Origin of the sequence: Acinetobacter sp. AS167 (assembly GCF_037152175.1) — a bacterium.
Taxonomy (GTDB): domain Bacteria; phylum Pseudomonadota; class Gammaproteobacteria; order Pseudomonadales; family Moraxellaceae; genus Acinetobacter.
The window spans coordinates 419,363-436,598 of the sequence record NZ_JBBCMP010000003.1 but is presented as its reverse complement, the minus strand read 5'-3'; the positions used below and the strand labels follow the sequence as shown (position 1 = coordinate 436,598).

Here is a 17,236-nt window from a genome sequence, read left to right as displayed (position 1 = left end):
ATGACTTTTCAATATCAAACATTAGCACAGCAAATTGCACAGAAAATTTATTGCGGTGAGTTGGTTGTTGGGCAACGACTTAGTTCTTTACGAAAATTTGCTGCGTTGCAAAATATTAGTCTCAATACAGCAAAAAGTTGTTATGAATTGCTTGAAGCACAAGGTTTGATTTATGTCAAAGAAAAGTCTGGCTATTTTGTTCAATCACAGCAAAAAATTCCGCAGATAGCTGTACCTGACCATCCTGATTTTAAGTCGAGAGCGCGTGAGGTTTCAAATCTAGACTTACAAATTCAAATTCATGAAGCAGCAATCAACAATAAACTGATCCATTTAGGTTCGATTCAGTTATCGCCTAATCTAGTTCCTGTAGAGGCATTACGCCGTTCAATACAACGTGCTTTAAAGCACAGTAAACCTGAAGACTTTTTATATAATGACCGCCAAGGGCACCTTCAGCTAAGAGAGGCTTTGTCAGCACATTGGGCTGAAGATGGTTTTTATATTGCCAAAGAAGATATTTATATCAGCAATGGTTGTATGCCAGCATTGTCTGTGATGATTCAAAGCCTTAGCCAAATCGGTGACAGTGTGATTGTGCCCACACCAAACTATAATGGTCAGTTGCAATTGTTGGCGTTGCTCAAACGAAAAATTATTGAAATCCCTGCCAATACCGAAGGTTTTGATCTAGATCGTTTAGAACAAGAGATGCAAAACTCAGCTGCAAAAGTCTGTTTATTAACCGCCAATTTTCAAAATCCTTTAGGCTTCTGTTTGACTAATGCCGAGAAAGAAAAAATTGCACAGCTGGCAGCGAAGTATCAGTGTTACGTGATTGAAGATGATATTTATGCTGAATGTAGCTTTAATGCCAAACGCCCGTTACCGATTAAATATTGGGATCAACAGGGCTATGTGGTTTATTGCGGATCGGTTTCCAAGTCGTTGTCGACCTCTTATCGGGTAGGTTGGTTCTGTTTACCACAACGTTTACAGCACTTACATGCCAAGTTGATTTTACAAAATGTTTCGGTCAATACACCATTGCAATTGGGACTTGCTGATTTGATTTATAGCAGAGCCTATCGTCAGCATTTGAGTGAGTTACGCCCTAAGTTGATGACTCAAGTTGCGCAATATCTACAGTTTATTCAACATGCTTTTTATGGGGTAGAGATTCGTCTAAATCAACCGCAGGGAAGTTATGCCTTGTGGTTACAGTTCCCAGAGCAGATTGATAGTTTGGCGTTGTATTATTATGCCCAGCAATACAGTATCAATATTGTGCCAGGGATTATTTTTGGTGAGGATCACCGTTATAACAATTGTATTCGCTTAAATGCAGGGCATGAACTATCGGAAGAGATTCAGGATGCAATTATGTTATTAGCAGATTGGATAAGGGGTGAATTGTTAGCCAAGAGTGTGGCTTAACTGATCTTTGAGCAAACGCATACCACGACAGCCTTATTCCATTCACGGTTCTTGATAAACCGTGATGGATGGTCAGACTTAAATTAGAAATCCGCTTTTAATACGATACGATAACGGGCTTTTCCAGAATGAAGTCGCTCCAAAGCCTCATTAATTTTTGACATTGGATAAACTTCAATTTGCGGTGCAATGTTTTTGCGTGCTGCAAATTGTAATAATTGACGCAATGCAAAAGGGGAGCCCGTTGGTGAACCAGTCACTGATTTTGCACCGCCAATCAGTGCACCCGCAGGAATCGGCATAGGTTCGAGGACTAAACCTAGCATATGAATTGTGCCATTTGGTGCCAGTGTATTTAGATATGCTTTCCAGTCCAAACTCACATTTACCGTACAGAGCAATAAATCAAATTTGCCACGTTGCGCTTTTAACGCATCGGCATCGCGACTATTGACCACATGGTCTGCTCCCATTGCTTTAAGTTCATCTGTTTTATCCAAACTCGATGTGAAAGCGGTGATCTCACAACCCCAAGCTTTGAGTATTTTAATGGCCATATGACCTAAGCCACCAATCCCAATCACACCGACATGGTGAACTGCTTGAATTTGATGTTTTAAAATTGGGTCAAAAACAGTGATACCACCACATAATAAAGGACCAGCACTTTCAGGGTTTAAATCTTCAGGAAAAGGAATAATCCACTGCCAACCTGCACGGACCTTATCTGCAAACCCGCCTGCATGACCAACGATGGTTGCAACTGAACCTCCTGTGCAAAGCACTTGTTGACCACTAACACACGGATCACAGTGCTGACAACTTTCCGCAGTCCAGCCGATACCAACACGTTGACCGACTTTTAATCCTTTCGCTTCTGAACCCAGTTGAATGATGGTACCGATAATTTCATGACCGCCAACCACTGGAAAAACTGAATTTCCCCATTCATTGTTAATCACTGAAACATCGGAATGGCATAAACCGCAATATTCAACTTTGACTTCGACCTGATGAGGCTGTAATTCACCTGCATCAAATTGATAGGGCACAAGTGCTGCACCTGCCTCTAAGGCAGCATAAGCATGAAACGTATTATTTGACATGTGAATCCTTCCTGTTTGCTCAGTTAAACTTTTAGCGGGATATACAATCATTTTCATGGTCATTGACCATGCCCACTGCTTGCATAAAGGCATAGCAAGTGGTTGGACCAACAAATTTAAAACCTTTCTTTTTTAACGCTTTGGAAAGCTTTTGACTGGTTTCGGTTTGTGCAGGCGCTAATTTATAATCAGGGACATCATTGAGCTGTACTTGCTGGTCTACGAAATCCCATAACCAGTTCACCATATCAATGTCTTGAGCTTTCATGTTTTGCCATGCAATGGCATTGTCACGAATCGCTGTTAATTTCCCGATATGGCGAATCAACCCAGCATCCTGACATTTTAGTGCAAGCTCTTGTTCAGTAAAATTGGCAATGGTTTGAATCGGGTGGTTAAAAAATTGGGCGCGATAGCTTTCACGTTTTTTTAAAACAGTAATCCAAGATAAACCTGCTTGTTGCCCCTCTAGGCAAAGCATTTCAAATAAATGCTGTTCATCTCGATTGGATTTACCCCACTCTTGATCATGATATTCAATATAAATAGGATCATCTGAACACCAACCACAGCGTTTATTTGTCATAAAAGATCTACCATTGTTCTGATTGATTTAAGTTTTAATTGTCTAAAGTTTAAATTCGACCCATTGATCTTGTTTGTTGTCCCAATAGGAAAGTTGCGCATGTTCTAAATCTTTAAAATTTACCCAAATATCTTTACCCGCTTTGTCTGCAAAGCCAGTACTGATCATTAATGCTTCATCGGTGATTTCCATAATCCAGCCTTGATGATTTTGTCCATTGAGGGCAATTTTTTGTTGATTGCCTGATTCTGCAAATTCAACTAAACGCTCAAGCAATGCTTCTGACATGGAATATTCCTAAATTGATTCAATCTAAAATTAACGTAAATAAGGGTAGGGGTTGACTGCACCTTGTCCTTTACCTCTTAAGTATAGTCCATAGTGCAAATGCGGTGCAGTATGTCGTGCATTTCCCGTATTTCCCACATAGCCAATTAGCTGGCCTTTTTTAATATAATCACCTTCTTGTAATCCACGTTTGTGATCATTTAGATGTGCATAATAGTGATAAACACCGCCTGGCCCGATGAGCCAAATCACTTTGCCACCTAGATTATTGCTCTTTAAACTGGTAATTACACCTTCAGTGCTACTGTAAACTTTGGTTCCACGTGAAGCCATGATGTCAATTCCTTCATGTGCTCGCCCAGCACTGCGAGATGCACCCCAAGTATCTGTGAGGTTTTGTGGTTTTACTCCATCTACAGGAATTGCCAATCGGGTTGGCATTGACATTGCTTTTAGGCGGTTAATTTGAGCTTGTGGAAGCTGTGGCTTAGATGAGCTTGGTTTTTTAGGTGCAGTGGTACATGCAGTTAAAATAATGGCAAGCAAAGCCATCAAGCAATATTGGATGCTACGTGACACGAGAAATCCTTTTTTTCAAGTTTCAAAAGGGCAAATTAAAATTGAAATATGCTTAGAATACCCGTGTTTGACTATGTCATATTTTTACTGCTGAGATCAATTTTTTCATGGCTGTCGGGATACCCATTTGTGTAGCTTTTTGTGGTGTTAACCATTCGCCCCCAAGTTCAGCCTGGAGGTATTCTTTTTGGTCTGATTCAACTCGAACAATATGTGCATTCAAAATCCAAGTGAAATGGGTAAAGCTATGCGAGATTTGGACAGATTCAACAGTTGAAATAAGCTTTAGACTTTGACAAAGCTGTTGAAACGCGAGCTCGTTTTCAAAAATCGGTAAACTCCATAAGCCTCCCCATAAACCACTGTTAGGACGCTGTTCCCATAACCATTGTTGATCTGACTCAATTAATAACACTGTGGCAGTTCTAGCTGGAACAGGCTTTTTAGCTTTCTTATAAGGCAGTTCGGTTTCTAGCCCCTGTTGATGGGCTTGGCAATGTTGTTGCATGGGACAGTATAAGCAGAGTGGCTTTTTTGGTGTGCAAATGGTTGCGCCCAAATCCATAATTGCTTGGGTATAGTCATGGTTGCGTTCAGTTGGGCATATGCTTTCCGCCAGTTGCCACATGGCTCGTTCATGGATGGGTTTACTCAGGTCATCTTCAATGGCAAAAAAACGGGCCAAAACACGTTTTACATTGCCATCCATAATGACGCCGTATTGGCGTAAGCCAAGTGACATCAATGCGCCACCAGTAGAGCGACCGATACCTGGAAGTTCCACCCATTGTTCTAAGCTTGGTGGGAAATGCCCCTGCTGGCTGACCACGCCTGCTGCTTTATGCAAATTTCTTGCACGGGCGTAGTAGCCTAATCCTGCCCAATAGGGGGCTACATCGTCCCAAGAGGCTTTACCCAAGTCATCGACGGTTGGAAAACGTTGGATAAATTTATCAAAATATTGCAGTACAGTTTTGACTTGAGTTTGTTGCAACATAATTTCAGATACCCAAACTTTGTAGGGATCATCAGCCACTTGCCAAGGTAAATCATGGCGCCCGTGTTGATCAAACCAAGTCAATAGCGCATCTGAAAATGAAAATTGCGACATAACAATCTAGCGTAAAAATTAGATAGTCAGTATAACCAAGATAAATTTATTGCGGAAAATTATCTTAAACCTGAGCATTCAATTTGCATAAAAAAAGACGCCAGAGCGTCTTTCAAATGAGTTTGTATCCACAACTTAACTTTCGTTCACGATACCCCAGCGCTTATCGAGTTTAAGCGGTTCATTTTTATAACGTGGGATAATATGAATATGGAAGTGTCCACTTTGATCTTCACCAAATACATGCCCATCATTAAAGGCAATATGGAAACCTTCAGGTTGATGGCGAATCTTAAGCTCGTTACGAGCGAGTTCCAATAAAGAGGAAAGGCTTTTTCGTTCTTTCTCTGAAACTTCAAAAAAAGAATCAATATGGCGCAAAGGAATAATAACTGAATGACCTTTTGACAAAGGCTGGTGTTCAGGCAAAATTGCACCAAATTCATTTTTATCAATGATATCAAATTCGTCAAAGTCACAATAAGGACATACTTTTTCAGTCATTTCGAATTCCTCGTTTTGTTGTCTCAATCAATGTAGAACGTATTTTAATTAAGCCAGAGTAGGTTAAACCAAGGTACGGTCTAATAAATCATACATTGCTGCTAATCCGTCTTTCTCTGCTTTTGCGTTATAACCTAGATCTACACCATTGGCTTTTGCTTTTTCATCTGCTTGAGGATTACTAAAGCCATGTTTAGCATCTTTAAGGATGATCACTTCAGATTTTACCTGAGCATGATTCATTTCTTGTTTAAACGATTCTACATCCGCCAAAGACACCATACTGTCTTTTTCACCATGCAGGACAAGAACTTGCGCTTTAAATTTTCCTGATTCCGCTGCATTTTGTGCGGATAAATTTGCATGGAAAGTAATGGCAGCTTTTAATTCTGCACCTGAGCGTGCCAAATCTAATATCACTTTACCACCATAACAGAATCCAATTGCCGCCAGTCGGTTTGCATCTACTTCTGGCTGTTCTGCCAAAGCAGCGAGAGCCGAAGCCGCACGCTCAACAATGGTATTTTCATTTTGGAAAGTTTGCATCATCCACTCTTGAGCTTGAGTCGCAACAGTCGTGGTTTTTTTATCACCATACATATCAATTGCCAGCGCAGCAAAACCATGTTGTGCCAACTCTCGAGCACGTTGTTCAGAATACTCGTTTCGGCCCCACCATTCAGGACCAACAATCACGCCTGCAACTTGTTGTGCGGATTCAGGCGCAGCAAAATAACCGATTAAAGTTGTTCCATCTTTTGCTTGGTATTGAATTTCACGAGTTTTGATTGCAAGAGCCATCGGTTAATCCTTGTGTATTGGCGAGAATGAGATTGATTAAAGCATAAATATATAAGATTCAAATGACTAAATTTGGAATATTTACAATTGAAATGTGAAAATTTATGAATAGAAAAGATAGTTTTCAAATGAAAAAGAGAAGAACCGGGGTTCTTCTCTTTTTATTGAAAATTGATCAGGAAAAGTTAAACTTTTCCTCTCGAAATAAATCCAACAATCGCGAGGATTACAGCGACAACGAGAAGAATGACTGCGAAGTCTTTAGACATTCCCGCAACACCACCAAAACCGAATAAACTTGCGATTAAGGCGATCACAGCGAAAATAATTGCCCAACGGAACATAATATTCATCTCCATATTTTTGTTATGTATTTTCAGTATATGCAGAAAAACCTGACTTACTTGTGAAGTTGTGTTTAGAAAGTGTGATTAATAAAGAAATATGTAAAGGTTTGTTCTGTTTTAATTTTTCTAATTTCTGCTTTTATACTGGTATAATTATTCCGCCTTATATGACTTTAATGTTATGCCATGACCTTTGAGATACGTCCCCAGTTTTGGAAGAATTATACGCTGTCTGAGTTAAATCCGACTGAGTGGGAAGCATTGTGTGATGGTTGTGGGCTGTGCTGTTTGGTGAAATTAGAAGATGATGACACACATGAAATTGCCTATACTAAAGTGTCTTGTAAACTCCTCGATTGTACGACCGCTCAGTGTTCTGACTATCCCAACCGTTTAAATTATGTACCCGACTGTATTCAATTAAGCCCTGAAAAATTAGCCAATATTCATTGGTTGCCTTCAAGTTGTGCTTATCGCCGTGTGCATGAAGGTAAAAATTTACCGGCATGGCACTATCTGATCACAGGCTCAAGAAGCAATGTGATTAAAGCGAGAAAATCTGCTGCAGGGCGTTGTATCTCCGAAACCGAAGTCAATGAAGAAGAAATTGATGAGTACATTGTAAGATGGGTGCGTTAATTCATTTATGAATTGATAATCATTATCAAATAGTAATATGATAACTAAGCCCTCCAGTTTGATGTGTTTTAAAATGTTTGCTTTATCTTCGCTGTTGAAAAAAAGTACCTTTTGTCTATGTGCTATCAGCCTGAGTTTTGGTATTCACTCCAATGTTTATGCAAAGCCAGCTTTGCAAGCTTTAGGGCCAAATATTGCGGAGCAAGGCTCCAGTTATTATCAATTCCAAGTAAAAAATTTTAAATCCGCAGATCAACAACGTTATTATAAAGTTTGGGTCGGTATTCCTAAACACATCAATAAAAATAAGATTTTACCTGCTGTTTTTATGTTAGATGGCAACTCTGCTATGGCGCGTTTAGATGAGTCACTGTTGAAAAAATTCTCAGAACAAGACAGCCCAGTGTTGGTGGCAATCGGCTATCAAACCCAATTACCGTTTGAGTCTGCTTCAAGATCTGTAGACTACACACCTGCGGATGAATCTGGAAAAGTAACTGTTGATCCACGCAATCCTGAACGTATGGCAGGGGGAAGTGCGCAATTTAGACAGGTATTGTTTGAAAAAATTATGCCGTGGGTCAATACGCAAGTAAAACTGGATGAGCAACGTACCGCTTTGTGGGGACATTCTTATGGTGGTTTGTTTGTTTTAGATACCCTTTTAAATAGTCAAAGCACAGATAATAAGTTTTCACACTATTTTTCAGCCAGTCCATCTCTCACATGGGCAGATTCGCGACTGCTTAAAGCTGTTGGAAAAGCCAAGCCTGAACAACTAAAAAATAAAAAATTGTGGGTAATGGAAGGTGACATCATTCAGTCTACAACTAGACCAATCAGCCCAAATGCAGATCGGGAGATGATTCAAAATAACCGTCAATTGGTTTTAGATTTGGCCAGCAAAGGTGTAGATGCAAAATTGATGCTTTATCCACATCTCAGTCATGGCCAAGTATTTCAGGCATCATTCATGGATGTTTTACAGAATCGATTATTTTAAAGCTAAAAGTGTAATATTGATGATTTTCCATAGTAGACTAAGGGCAGCATTCATCAATTAAAAAAGCAGTATGTCAGACACTCAAATTCCGCTTCCAGAACGTTTACGTCCACGTGATTTGTCTGAAATTATTGGGCAAGATCATTTACTCGGTGTCGCAGCACCACTCCGTCAAATGATTGATCAAGGGCATTTACCCTCAATTATTTTTTGGGGGCCTCCTGGTGTTGGAAAAACGACAATCGCATTGTTATTGGCGCAAGCGGTTGATCGCCCATTTATCAGCTTATCTGCTTTAAATACGGGGGTAAAGGAGCTACGTGAGGTGATTGCTGAAAGTGGTGATTTATTAACACCAGTAGTGTTTATTGATGAAATTCATCGTTTTAATAAGTCTCAACAAGATGCTTTATTAAATGCTGTCGAAAAAGGCAAAATTACCCTGATTGGTGCAACAACCGAAAACCCTTCATTTGAAGTCAACAGTGCTTTGTTGTCACGTTGTCAGGTTTATACCTTAAATGGCTTAAGTAATGAGGCGATTCAAGAACTCATTTTACGCGCAATTCAACAAGATAAATTTTTACAAGACCGGCATATCCAGATTGAAGAATTTGATGCGTTGGTTCAATTTGCTGCGGGTGATGCACGTAAGGCACTAAATTTAATCGATTTAATTGCTAGCACCTTTGAGTCCGATATAGAAAATATTGTGACCAATGCGATCGTGGTCAAAGTTGCGCAACAGAACATTGCACGCTATGACAAATCAGGTGAGCAGCATTATGATCTGGTGTCTGCATTTATTAAATCTATTCGGGGTAGTGACCCTGATGCAACGTTGTATTGGATGGCACGTATGCTTAAAGGCGGTGAGGATCCGGTTTTTATCGCTCGTCGTATGTTGATTGCTGCTTCAGAAGATATTGGTAACTCAAATCCAAATGCATTGCTTTTAGCGGGAGAATGTTTCCGCTCGGTTCAAGCGATAGGCATGCCTGAGTGTCGAATTATTTTAGGCCAATGCGCAGTTTATCTGGCAACCAGTGCAAAGAGTAACAGCACTTATTTGGCGATCAATAAAGCCTTAGAACTTGCAGAAAAAACTTCCAACCTACCTGTGCCACTCCATTTACGTAATGCACCGACCAAGCTTATGAAACAACAAGGCTATGGTGTGGAATATCTTTATCCTCATAACTATCCTGAAAATTTTGTGCTACAGGAATATTTACCACCTGAATTGAAAGGCACAAAATTATATGAGTCTGCTCGTAATAAGCGTGAAGTTGAAGGTGAGCGTTTACAGCAACGTCGTTGGCAACAAGAACAGCAGCAACAGTAGTTGTGAAGTTTATTTGCTTAGGCATCTTTTAAATAGATGTTCTGTGTCATATAAAGGTTTAAAATATCGGCAAAATTTAAATTAGGCTAATGTTTTTGAAATGTAGCTTGCTAAAAATACATTTTAAAGGCTCTAGAAATTTTATGAAATTATCCGTTTTATCTTTTGCTGTTTTAATTTCTTTGCCGATGTTGAGCCATGCTGAGCTTGCAAGTAAAATTTCGACCCAAAATCAGCCTAAACTTGCTTCGCAGCAGCTTAAAACACTTTATCAACAAAGTTTTGTTCAGCAAAAAACAATCCCTCAAGGCTGGCGTATTCCTGGCAACAATGCCGGCAACGTCTATGTTGAAAATGGGATGCTTCATATTGATGGTCGAGCAAATTCAGTCAGTCCGACCTCAATTTTATTACCGCAAAATCTTGAGAAACAACAAAACTATCGCATTGATCTCGAATTTACTTTAGACCAAGCTGTCAATAACTCGCGTTGGGGCAGTGTGATTTATGATGTCACAGAAACACAGGGGGTGATTCCAAGCAGTTATTATCAATTTACCCTCAGAACAGACACCACTGCAAAAAATGGTACGGAGTTTGGTCGGCATAAAAGTAACGGGCAATGGGAAGTCTCTGAAACGAAAGCATTTTCGGAGAACATCAAAGCAAATCAATGGTATAAAGCCAGCATTGTGGTGTCTGGACAACGGGTACAACACTATTTAAACCACCAGTTGATGCAAGATGTAGAACTTGACCAAGGATCTGCCAAAGGTGGCATCGGCCTTTCAGCAACAGGCCTAGTCTTAAAAGTTAAAAATATTCAAGTCTCTGAACAAACCAGTGCGTTGCCAGACTTAGCCAATAAAGTCACTCAAGTGCAAGAAATTCAAACTAATGTTGGTTTGGCACCGACGCTGATTCAAAAAGTTAAAACTACCAGCAGTCCATTAAATTCAACCAATCAGTTATATTATCAATTAGATGCCAATTTAAACTTGCTTGATCAGACAGGGCAGGTGGTTGAAACATTACAACAATATTTATCCAATCCACAGCGCAATACCATTCCTGTTTTAGAAATCAAAGATCCCAAAAGCATTGAAGCCTTAAAATTACTCTCTAAATCTCACGATATGAGCGATATTACTGTATTGTCCAAAAGTGATGATTTACTCAAGTCTGCGCATCAAATTGTACCTACGCTTCGAACAGCATTAGATTTAAGTCGCGAAAATTTAAAGGAGAGTCATGTTGGTCTTTCTGAAATTATGCGTCGTACTAATCAGGCCTATGCACGCATCGTGGTTCTTCCGCATAGCCTTGCCAACAAACCCAGTGTCAGCTTTATTCAACGTCATTTAATGACAGTGTGGGTTGATACACCAGCACATGATCCGCAGGATGTTGCCAGTATTTTGACTTCAGGTGTGAATGGGATTATTACAACGCAAAGTACGCTATTTGCCAGTGTCTTAAAACAATTTCCAAAAAACACTTTATTGCGTAAACCCTTTATTATTGGGCATCGTGGTGTACCAAGTTTAGAAGATGAAAATACCTTAGAAAGTGCAAAACATGCAGTTGCTTTGGGTGCAGATATTGTTGAAAACGATATTTATTTAACAAAAGACCAGCATCTTGTGGTGATGCATGATGCAACAGTGGATCGCACTACGCGTTCAACAGGTAAAATTGAAGAAATGAGCCTTGCGCAGGTTCAGCAATTAAAATCTAAAAACAAAGCTTATCCAATACCGACCCTTGCAGAATATTTCACTACATTTAAGCACAATCCAAACTTTGTATTGATGATCGAAATGAAAAGTGCCAATCCAGCATTGGTTGCAAAAATGCAGGATGAAATTAAAAAGTACCAAGTTGAAAATCAAGTCGTCACGACCTCATTTAATGCAGATCAAGTTGCACGTGCACAGTCACAATTGTCTGAGATACCGCGAGGGTTATTGGTTGGAAGCATGCCCAATAGTCGCAATACTTTAATTGCCGCCAAACAAATCAATGCCGATGTTCAGAAATATAATTCAACGTATAACCCTGCTTATCGTGCTGATTTGATCAATCTTTTAGAAACGACCAAGCACCGTGGAATCAGTTTTTGGCCTTGGGCATTGACTGATGAAACATTTAAAAAATTATATATTGCAGGGACCTACGGGATAACCACCAATTCTGCGCAACTTTATGCGAAATATATCGTTGATATTCAAGCACCCAAGAATGTCAAAGTAAAAACTGACCAGCCAGTATTACTCAATGCGCAATTGGTTCAGCAAGATGGAGCGAAACTCAATCAGCAACTCAGCAATTTTGTCATTTTATCAGGTTCTGCAAAACATGAGATTAAAAATGGTCAGTTGAGTTTCTCTGAAAAGGGCACTGCATATGTTTTGGCTGGTTATAAATATCAGATCGATGCACAAAACTTCTATCAAATCTTTTCAGCACCTATAAAAGTGGTGGTGAAATGATGGTTTATGAATCTCGGTTAATTTAAACAATTATTTATACATTGTATAAAACAGTGATCAATTTGCTTCAACATTTTGTCTGAATGATATAAACCAAAATTAAAATCGGGTAACTGAGGAAGTGAATGATTTCTAACTTTCTCTAACTCTTGTGGAATAGAAAAATCAGAACGAATCGAAATTCCAATCCCAGCACGCACAGCTGCCCAGAGAGCATTGAGGGAATTACATTCATAAGCAATATGCCAAGGTAATTGATGCTTATTGAGTGTATCAATTGCAATTTGACGTAGGATACAAGGTTGGTTTAATACAATTAATGGTATAGATTGCTGGTTTTGAAGCAATTGACCCAACTGAAAATCTGGATACTTTACCCAAAATGTTGCAATTGATTGCAGTGTTTGAAATTGATTTGATAAATGATCTTGTTGCCATATCAAGGCAAAATCAATACTATTTTTTTCAATTTTTTGAATTAAATTCGCATTACGATCTACTTGAGTATGTAATTTAACATTTGGAAATTGTTGAATAAATTGAGCAATTACAGACTGTAACAAACCATCCCCAAAATCTTCCTGTAAACCAAAATAAATTTCTCCATCACTTTGATTTTGCTGTAATTGAATAAGTATTTTATCATTGCATTCTAATATTTTTTTAGCAGATTCAAACAGCATTTCTCCTTGTTTTGTTAAGACTAAATGACGTCCTTTCTTTTGTACTAAAACAGATTGAGTTTGTTCTTCTAATTTTCTTAAATGCGCACTTACCGCGGCTGGAGAGCGATAAAGCTGACTTGCTGCAAGATTAAAATTACCAAGTTCAATGCCTATAACAAAAGAACGTAAAGCATCTAAATCAAGATTAACTGGATTTTTCATAATTCATAAATCCTGAAGTATTGATTAAAAATATTTTGATTTTTTAAATTATAAAATACCTACATAGTAAAGCAAGGACATAGTAGAGGTTCACACAATGTTTAGACCCATTGATATTTCTAATTTGGCTCAAATTTCACCCAAACTTTATGAATTGAGTAAAGACGTACTCTTTGAAGATATCTGGAAAAGAGAAGCATTAGATACTAAAACCCGTTGTGTACTGACCATTAGTGCTTTGATGACTTTAGGACGGTATAGCCAATTAAATTGGCATATTCAAAATGCTTTAAAGCTGGGAATCAGCAAAGAAGAAATTTTGGAAATGGTTACACATTTGGCTTTTTATATTGGTTTACCCAATGCTATTTCAGCATTGGAACATATGCCTGAGGAGATTTGGACATGCCCATGATTCGTATTGTAACAGCACATACTTATAGTGCAGAGCAGAAATCACAGATTTCTGATTTAACTCAATTCTGTATGGAAAATTACTTTAATACGCCTAAAAATGATCGCTTCCATTTTTTTCAACAATTAAAGTCAGAAGATATAATTATTGATGCAAATTATGGGGTAGAAAAGCAAAGGACTTCTCAATTTATTTTATTTAATATCACAGCGGGTAAACTAAGAAGCCCAGAGCAAAAAGCTGAGTTTATACATGAATTAACCAATCAGCTCAACGCAAAATTTCAGATTCCAAAGCAAGATATTATGATTGTTATTCAGTATAACCAATTAGAAGATTGGAGTTTTGGAGAAGGTGTCCGAGGTGATATTTTAATGAAAAAACTTGTGAGCCAATGATTCTTCGAATTATAGGAATAAAAAACCGAGTCATTTAACTCGGTTGGAAGCCCTTAGTTAACTTTAATCTCTACCACTTATAATTAATTTTGCCGTAATAGAATGCACCATTAAAACCAAACGGTGAGAACTGGCTGTATTGCAAACTTCCGCCTGTAGGCTTATTGATGTCATAAACATCTTTATCTGGGTAAACATTGGTAATGTTGTCCCCCCCAACAGTAAATTTCCAATCGTTTAATTGGTATGTTAGTGCTAAATCCAACAGCCATTTTGCAGAAAATTTCTGATCACTGGCAGCACCTGAGTTACTGTAAGTTTCAAAACTTCCATAACGCGTGATATTGGTATTGATACCAAAATTTCCAATTTTATAATCATTGGCTAAACTGAATTTATGTTCAGGAGTACTTCCGGCCAATAGACCATATTGTTCACGACGGTCTAAACGGGTAAGGTTGACACCCAAAGCATTTAAAATTTCAGGGTTTTTATCAACATCGGTGACTTTATTACGATTAAAATTATAAGCCAAAGATGTGGTTAACTCGCCATAAGGCAGGTTTTCCCATTGGTAATTGGCAACTAAATCTACACCACGAGTGCGAGTATTACTGGCATTATTAAAGAAACGTACCGTGCTGAAATTGGTATCGGTAATCCCTTTAGACACCAAATAAGCGCGAACAGCGGGGCTGCTGGCATTGATATTTGAAGATAAGCTAATACGGTCATCAATATCAATTTGGTAGGCATCCAAAGTCACATATAGGTTTTTAGTTGGGGTAAATACTAAGCCAAGACTATAGTTCTTTGATTTTTCAGCTTTTAAGTCTTCTGCGCCGAGCAATTGTGCAACTTGTGAAGAACTTGGAAATGTTCCAGCCTCAACAAACTGTCCATTGACCAATTGCGAAGAGGTTTGAGTGAAATATTGTTGTGCTAGACTCGGTGCGCGAAAGCCTGTAGAAACTGAGCCACGTACCGCAACTTGAGGTAAAAGCTTATAACGTAATGAAAGAGATGCATTATTGGTGTCCCCAAAGTCATCATATTTCTCATAACGATAGGCTGTAGATGCTGAAAGTTTTTGGGTAATATCTGTTTCTAAATCGAGATATCCTGCATAACTGTCACGTGTCCATTTCCCGGCATCTGCTTGGCGAAAGCCTGATAAACCTGAAGAACCACTTTTATAATAAGAGGCAGGATTGCCTGCTTTGATTTGATATTGTTGGTTTAAATATTGAGTACCAAACGCGACATTTAATGGACTTGCAAAAGCAGAGATCTCAAATTCTTTTGACAAATCAATATTATAAACAGCTTGGATATTCTTTAACTGTCCATTATGGAATGAATTTGGTGTTGAACCTGTATCTTTGTATAGATCGACATTAATGGTTTTTGTATTTACATCATATTGGTTTAAGCCATAATTGGCTGAAACATCATAGCGCCAGTCTGCGACTTCCCCACGTAAGCCTGCAACAGCACTAAAGTCATCTAATTGACCGCGAATCAGGGGTAAATAACCATTTGGAAATAATGCAGGTACATTGTTCGAGGCATTACTCAAACGATAGAATCCAGCAGTTTCTGCATTACGATGGCTATAGGTTGAAAAGCCATATAATTCAACACTCTCACTGAGGTCAAAACCAGCATTAACAGAAGCTTTTACCTCATCAGATTTTGGATCACCAAAACGGAAGGTTCTTTGTCCGTATGTGGTAGCATTTGGATCACGAAAGTCTAAACCTGCACGATTGGTTGCTTCATTGTCCTGCCATTCACCGGAAAAAATGGCATAACCATAATTGCCCAGTTGAGTACCGCCCGAGACATAGGATTGTTTTTGTTCACCATCACCTTTGTTATAAATACCGTAACGAATACCAGCATCACCTGTTTTAGGATCAGACTTTAAGATAATGTTGACGACCCCCGCAATTGCATCTGAACCATAGCGAGCAGACGCACCTTCTCTAAGTACTTCAATACGGCTGATGGCAGAAATCGGAATGGCATTTAAATCGGTCGGTGCTGAACCACGTCCAATGGTGCCCCCAAGGTTAATAAATGCCCCTGTATGGCGACGTTTGCCATTCACTAAAACCAAAACTTGATCAGGAGAAAGCCCTTTTAGTTGCACTGGGCGAACGAGTTCTGTTCCATCGACAACGGTTGGACGAGGAAAGTTAATCGAGGGGATAATTTTAGCCAGCGCAGTACCTAACTCACTTGAACCTGTACGTTCTGTCAATTCCGCTGCACTAATCACATCAATCGGTTGGAAGGAATCTGTTTTAGAACGTTTTAGCGAACGTGTACCTGTGACAACAATGGTATCAAGTGTTTTAATTTCTTGGGTGGCTGGAATCTGTTCCGCAGCGTATGCATGTGGATACAGAAATGTAAAAACTAAGCTGGCGGTCAGGCTTAATGAATATCGTTTTGATAATGTACGCATAACTCTATTTTGTAGCTCTTTTTGTAACGGTTTGTTGTGATCATAGTGAGCTTGAGATTATTTAGAAAACAACTTTTAAAAATATAAATAGAATAAAATCTGCAAAGTGTAGGGTTATTTAAAGTGTTCTCAGTTTAGAAATCTAGATTTTATCATGCGATGTTTTATGGGAAATTTGATACACAATCTTTTGAAATTATTGATAAAGCGTATGATTTTGAATGGCTCAGTGATGAGGCGATGATATTGAATCAAGTTGATGAAATAGAGTGATGATCAACAATTTACATCAGAAAAAGCTGTGTTTGATCAATGCTATACAGACGTATAATTCCCCTGACAGAGCCCAGTTTGATCAGTTTATATTTGCTTTAATGCAAAAGGGCTACCTTAAATTGATAGCCCTTTTAACTTTATCCAATCAGCTTAGCGTGGAGGAAAGCCCGCTTCTGATAAAGCATCAACCACTTGTTGCTGTGTTGCTGTTGTTTCAACTTTAACACTGTGACTTGGTGGATCGGCAATCACCTTAGCATTTTCATCTACAGATTGAATTGCTTTGGTTACACCACGTGCACAACCACCACAGGTCATATTTTCAATATAAAATTCCATATCTCACCCTGCTCTAAGAAGACTTAAACTTAAGATAAACCTTACCATAATTGTAAGGTCAAGTTTTAATGTTTAAAGTTTCATCGCAACGCTTTTTCAAAAATAATTTACAGTATTTTTAAGTCGTCGATTGCTCAATTTTTTACGAATGCTAAATGCCAACCTCGGTGAATGGTTTATATACAGAATTTATGCTTTGATAGTAAACTC

18 protein-coding genes are annotated in these 17,236 nt (G+C 38.7%); 7 read left to right on the top strand and 11 right to left on the bottom strand.

What is annotated here, in order from left to right:
• Positions 1-1,437: an aminotransferase-like domain-containing protein gene (locus WFN33_RS08530; RefSeq protein WP_336952553.1), complete on the top strand. Its 1,437-nt coding sequence runs from the start codon at positions 1-3 to the stop codon at positions 1,435-1,437.
• An 83-nt stretch (positions 1,438-1,520) separates the two neighbouring features.
• Here the strand turns inward: WFN33_RS08530 and ahr are convergent, their stop codons facing one another.
• The 8 genes from ahr to WFN33_RS08490 all read right to left on the bottom strand — a co-directional run bounded on the left by ahr (position 1,521) and on the right by WFN33_RS08490 (position 6,756).
• A complete protein-coding gene (ahr, locus tag WFN33_RS08525) occupies positions 1,521-2,543 on the bottom strand; it encodes an NADPH-dependent aldehyde reductase Ahr (RefSeq protein WP_336952552.1) in 1,023 nt (340 codons plus the stop codon).
• Positions 2,544-2,574: 31 nt separating this feature from the next.
• Complete coding sequence (locus WFN33_RS08520; protein WP_336952551.1) at positions 2,575-3,129, bottom strand: DNA-3-methyladenine glycosylase I; 555 nt, start codon at positions 3,127-3,129, stop codon at positions 2,575-2,577.
• A 42-nt stretch (positions 3,130-3,171) separates the two neighbouring features.
• Positions 3,172-3,417: a hypothetical protein gene (locus WFN33_RS08515; RefSeq protein WP_336952550.1), complete on the bottom strand. Its 246-nt coding sequence runs from the start codon at positions 3,415-3,417 to the stop codon at positions 3,172-3,174.
• 30 nt (positions 3,418-3,447) lie between these two features.
• Positions 3,448-3,996, bottom strand: coding sequence for a M23 family metallopeptidase (locus tag WFN33_RS08510; protein ID WP_336952549.1), 549 nt, complete (start codon positions 3,994-3,996; stop codon positions 3,448-3,450).
• Between the two features lie 76 nt (positions 3,997-4,072).
• Positions 4,073-5,107 (bottom strand): A/G-specific adenine glycosylase, encoded by a 1,035-nt coding sequence (gene mutY, locus WFN33_RS08505; RefSeq protein ID WP_336952548.1) that lies wholly within the window; start codon positions 5,105-5,107, stop codon positions 4,073-4,075.
• 135 nt (positions 5,108-5,242) lie between these two features.
• Positions 5,243-5,611 (bottom strand): HIT family protein, encoded by a 369-nt coding sequence (locus WFN33_RS08500; protein WP_336952547.1) that lies wholly within the window; start codon positions 5,609-5,611, stop codon positions 5,243-5,245.
• 63 nt (positions 5,612-5,674) lie between these two features.
• Positions 5,675-6,412, bottom strand: a complete 738-nt coding sequence (locus WFN33_RS08495) for a dienelactone hydrolase family protein (protein WP_336952546.1) — start codon at positions 6,410-6,412, stop codon at positions 5,675-5,677.
• A gap of 185 nt (positions 6,413-6,597) precedes the next feature.
• Positions 6,598-6,756, bottom strand: a complete 159-nt coding sequence (locus WFN33_RS08490; protein ID WP_004718815.1) for a DUF1328 domain-containing protein — start codon at positions 6,754-6,756, stop codon at positions 6,598-6,600.
• A 189-nt stretch (positions 6,757-6,945) separates the two neighbouring features.
• On the opposite strand from WFN33_RS08490, the gene WFN33_RS08485 reads away from it, so the two are divergent.
• The 4 genes from WFN33_RS08485 (at position 6,946) to WFN33_RS08470 (ending at position 12,238) form a co-directional block, all read left to right on the top strand.
• Positions 6,946-7,398, top strand: coding sequence for a YcgN family cysteine cluster protein (locus WFN33_RS08485; RefSeq protein ID WP_336952545.1), 453 nt, complete (start codon positions 6,946-6,948; stop codon positions 7,396-7,398).
• A 73-nt stretch (positions 7,399-7,471) separates the two neighbouring features.
• Positions 7,472-8,401: an alpha/beta hydrolase gene (locus WFN33_RS08480; protein WP_336952544.1), complete on the top strand. Its 930-nt coding sequence runs from the start codon at positions 7,472-7,474 to the stop codon at positions 8,399-8,401.
• A gap of 70 nt (positions 8,402-8,471) precedes the next feature.
• Positions 8,472-9,746 (top strand): replication-associated recombination protein A, encoded by a 1,275-nt coding sequence (locus WFN33_RS08475; protein ID WP_336952543.1) that lies wholly within the window; start codon positions 8,472-8,474, stop codon positions 9,744-9,746.
• 143 nt (positions 9,747-9,889) lie between these two features.
• The gene (locus tag WFN33_RS08470) at positions 9,890-12,238 is read left to right on the top strand and encodes a glycerophosphodiester phosphodiesterase family protein (protein ID WP_336952542.1); all 2,349 of its coding nucleotides are present in this window, start codon (positions 9,890-9,892) and stop codon (positions 12,236-12,238) included.
• Between the two features lie 17 nt (positions 12,239-12,255).
• On the opposite strand, the gene WFN33_RS08465 is transcribed toward WFN33_RS08470, so the two are convergent.
• Positions 12,256-13,125, bottom strand: a complete 870-nt coding sequence (locus WFN33_RS08465) for a LysR substrate-binding domain-containing protein (protein ID WP_336952541.1) — start codon at positions 13,123-13,125, stop codon at positions 12,256-12,258.
• A 97-nt stretch (positions 13,126-13,222) separates the two neighbouring features.
• On the opposite strand from WFN33_RS08465, the gene WFN33_RS08460 reads away from it, so the two are divergent.
• Positions 13,223-13,540, top strand: coding sequence for a carboxymuconolactone decarboxylase family protein (locus WFN33_RS08460; RefSeq protein WP_336952540.1), 318 nt, complete (start codon positions 13,223-13,225; stop codon positions 13,538-13,540).
• Positions 13,531-13,938 (top strand): tautomerase family protein, encoded by a 408-nt coding sequence (locus WFN33_RS08455; protein ID WP_336952539.1) that lies wholly within the window; start codon positions 13,531-13,533, stop codon positions 13,936-13,938. The genes WFN33_RS08460 and WFN33_RS08455 overlap by 10 nt, the downstream gene beginning before the upstream one ends.
• 70 nt (positions 13,939-14,008) lie before the next feature.
• Here WFN33_RS08455 and WFN33_RS08450 read toward each other — a convergent pair whose 3' ends face one another.
• Both WFN33_RS08450 and WFN33_RS08445 read right to left on the bottom strand, forming a co-directional pair.
• Positions 14,009-16,411, bottom strand: a complete 2,403-nt coding sequence (locus WFN33_RS08450; protein WP_336952537.1) for a TonB-dependent receptor plug domain-containing protein — start codon at positions 16,409-16,411, stop codon at positions 14,009-14,011.
• 426 nt (positions 16,412-16,837) lie between these two features.
• Positions 16,838-17,026 carry a heavy-metal-associated domain-containing protein gene (locus WFN33_RS08445; RefSeq protein ID WP_004818287.1) on the bottom strand — a complete coding sequence of 63 codons (189 nt, stop codon included), beginning with the start codon at positions 17,024-17,026 and terminating at the stop codon, positions 16,838-16,840.
• Positions 17,027-17,236: the final 210 nt, after the last annotated feature.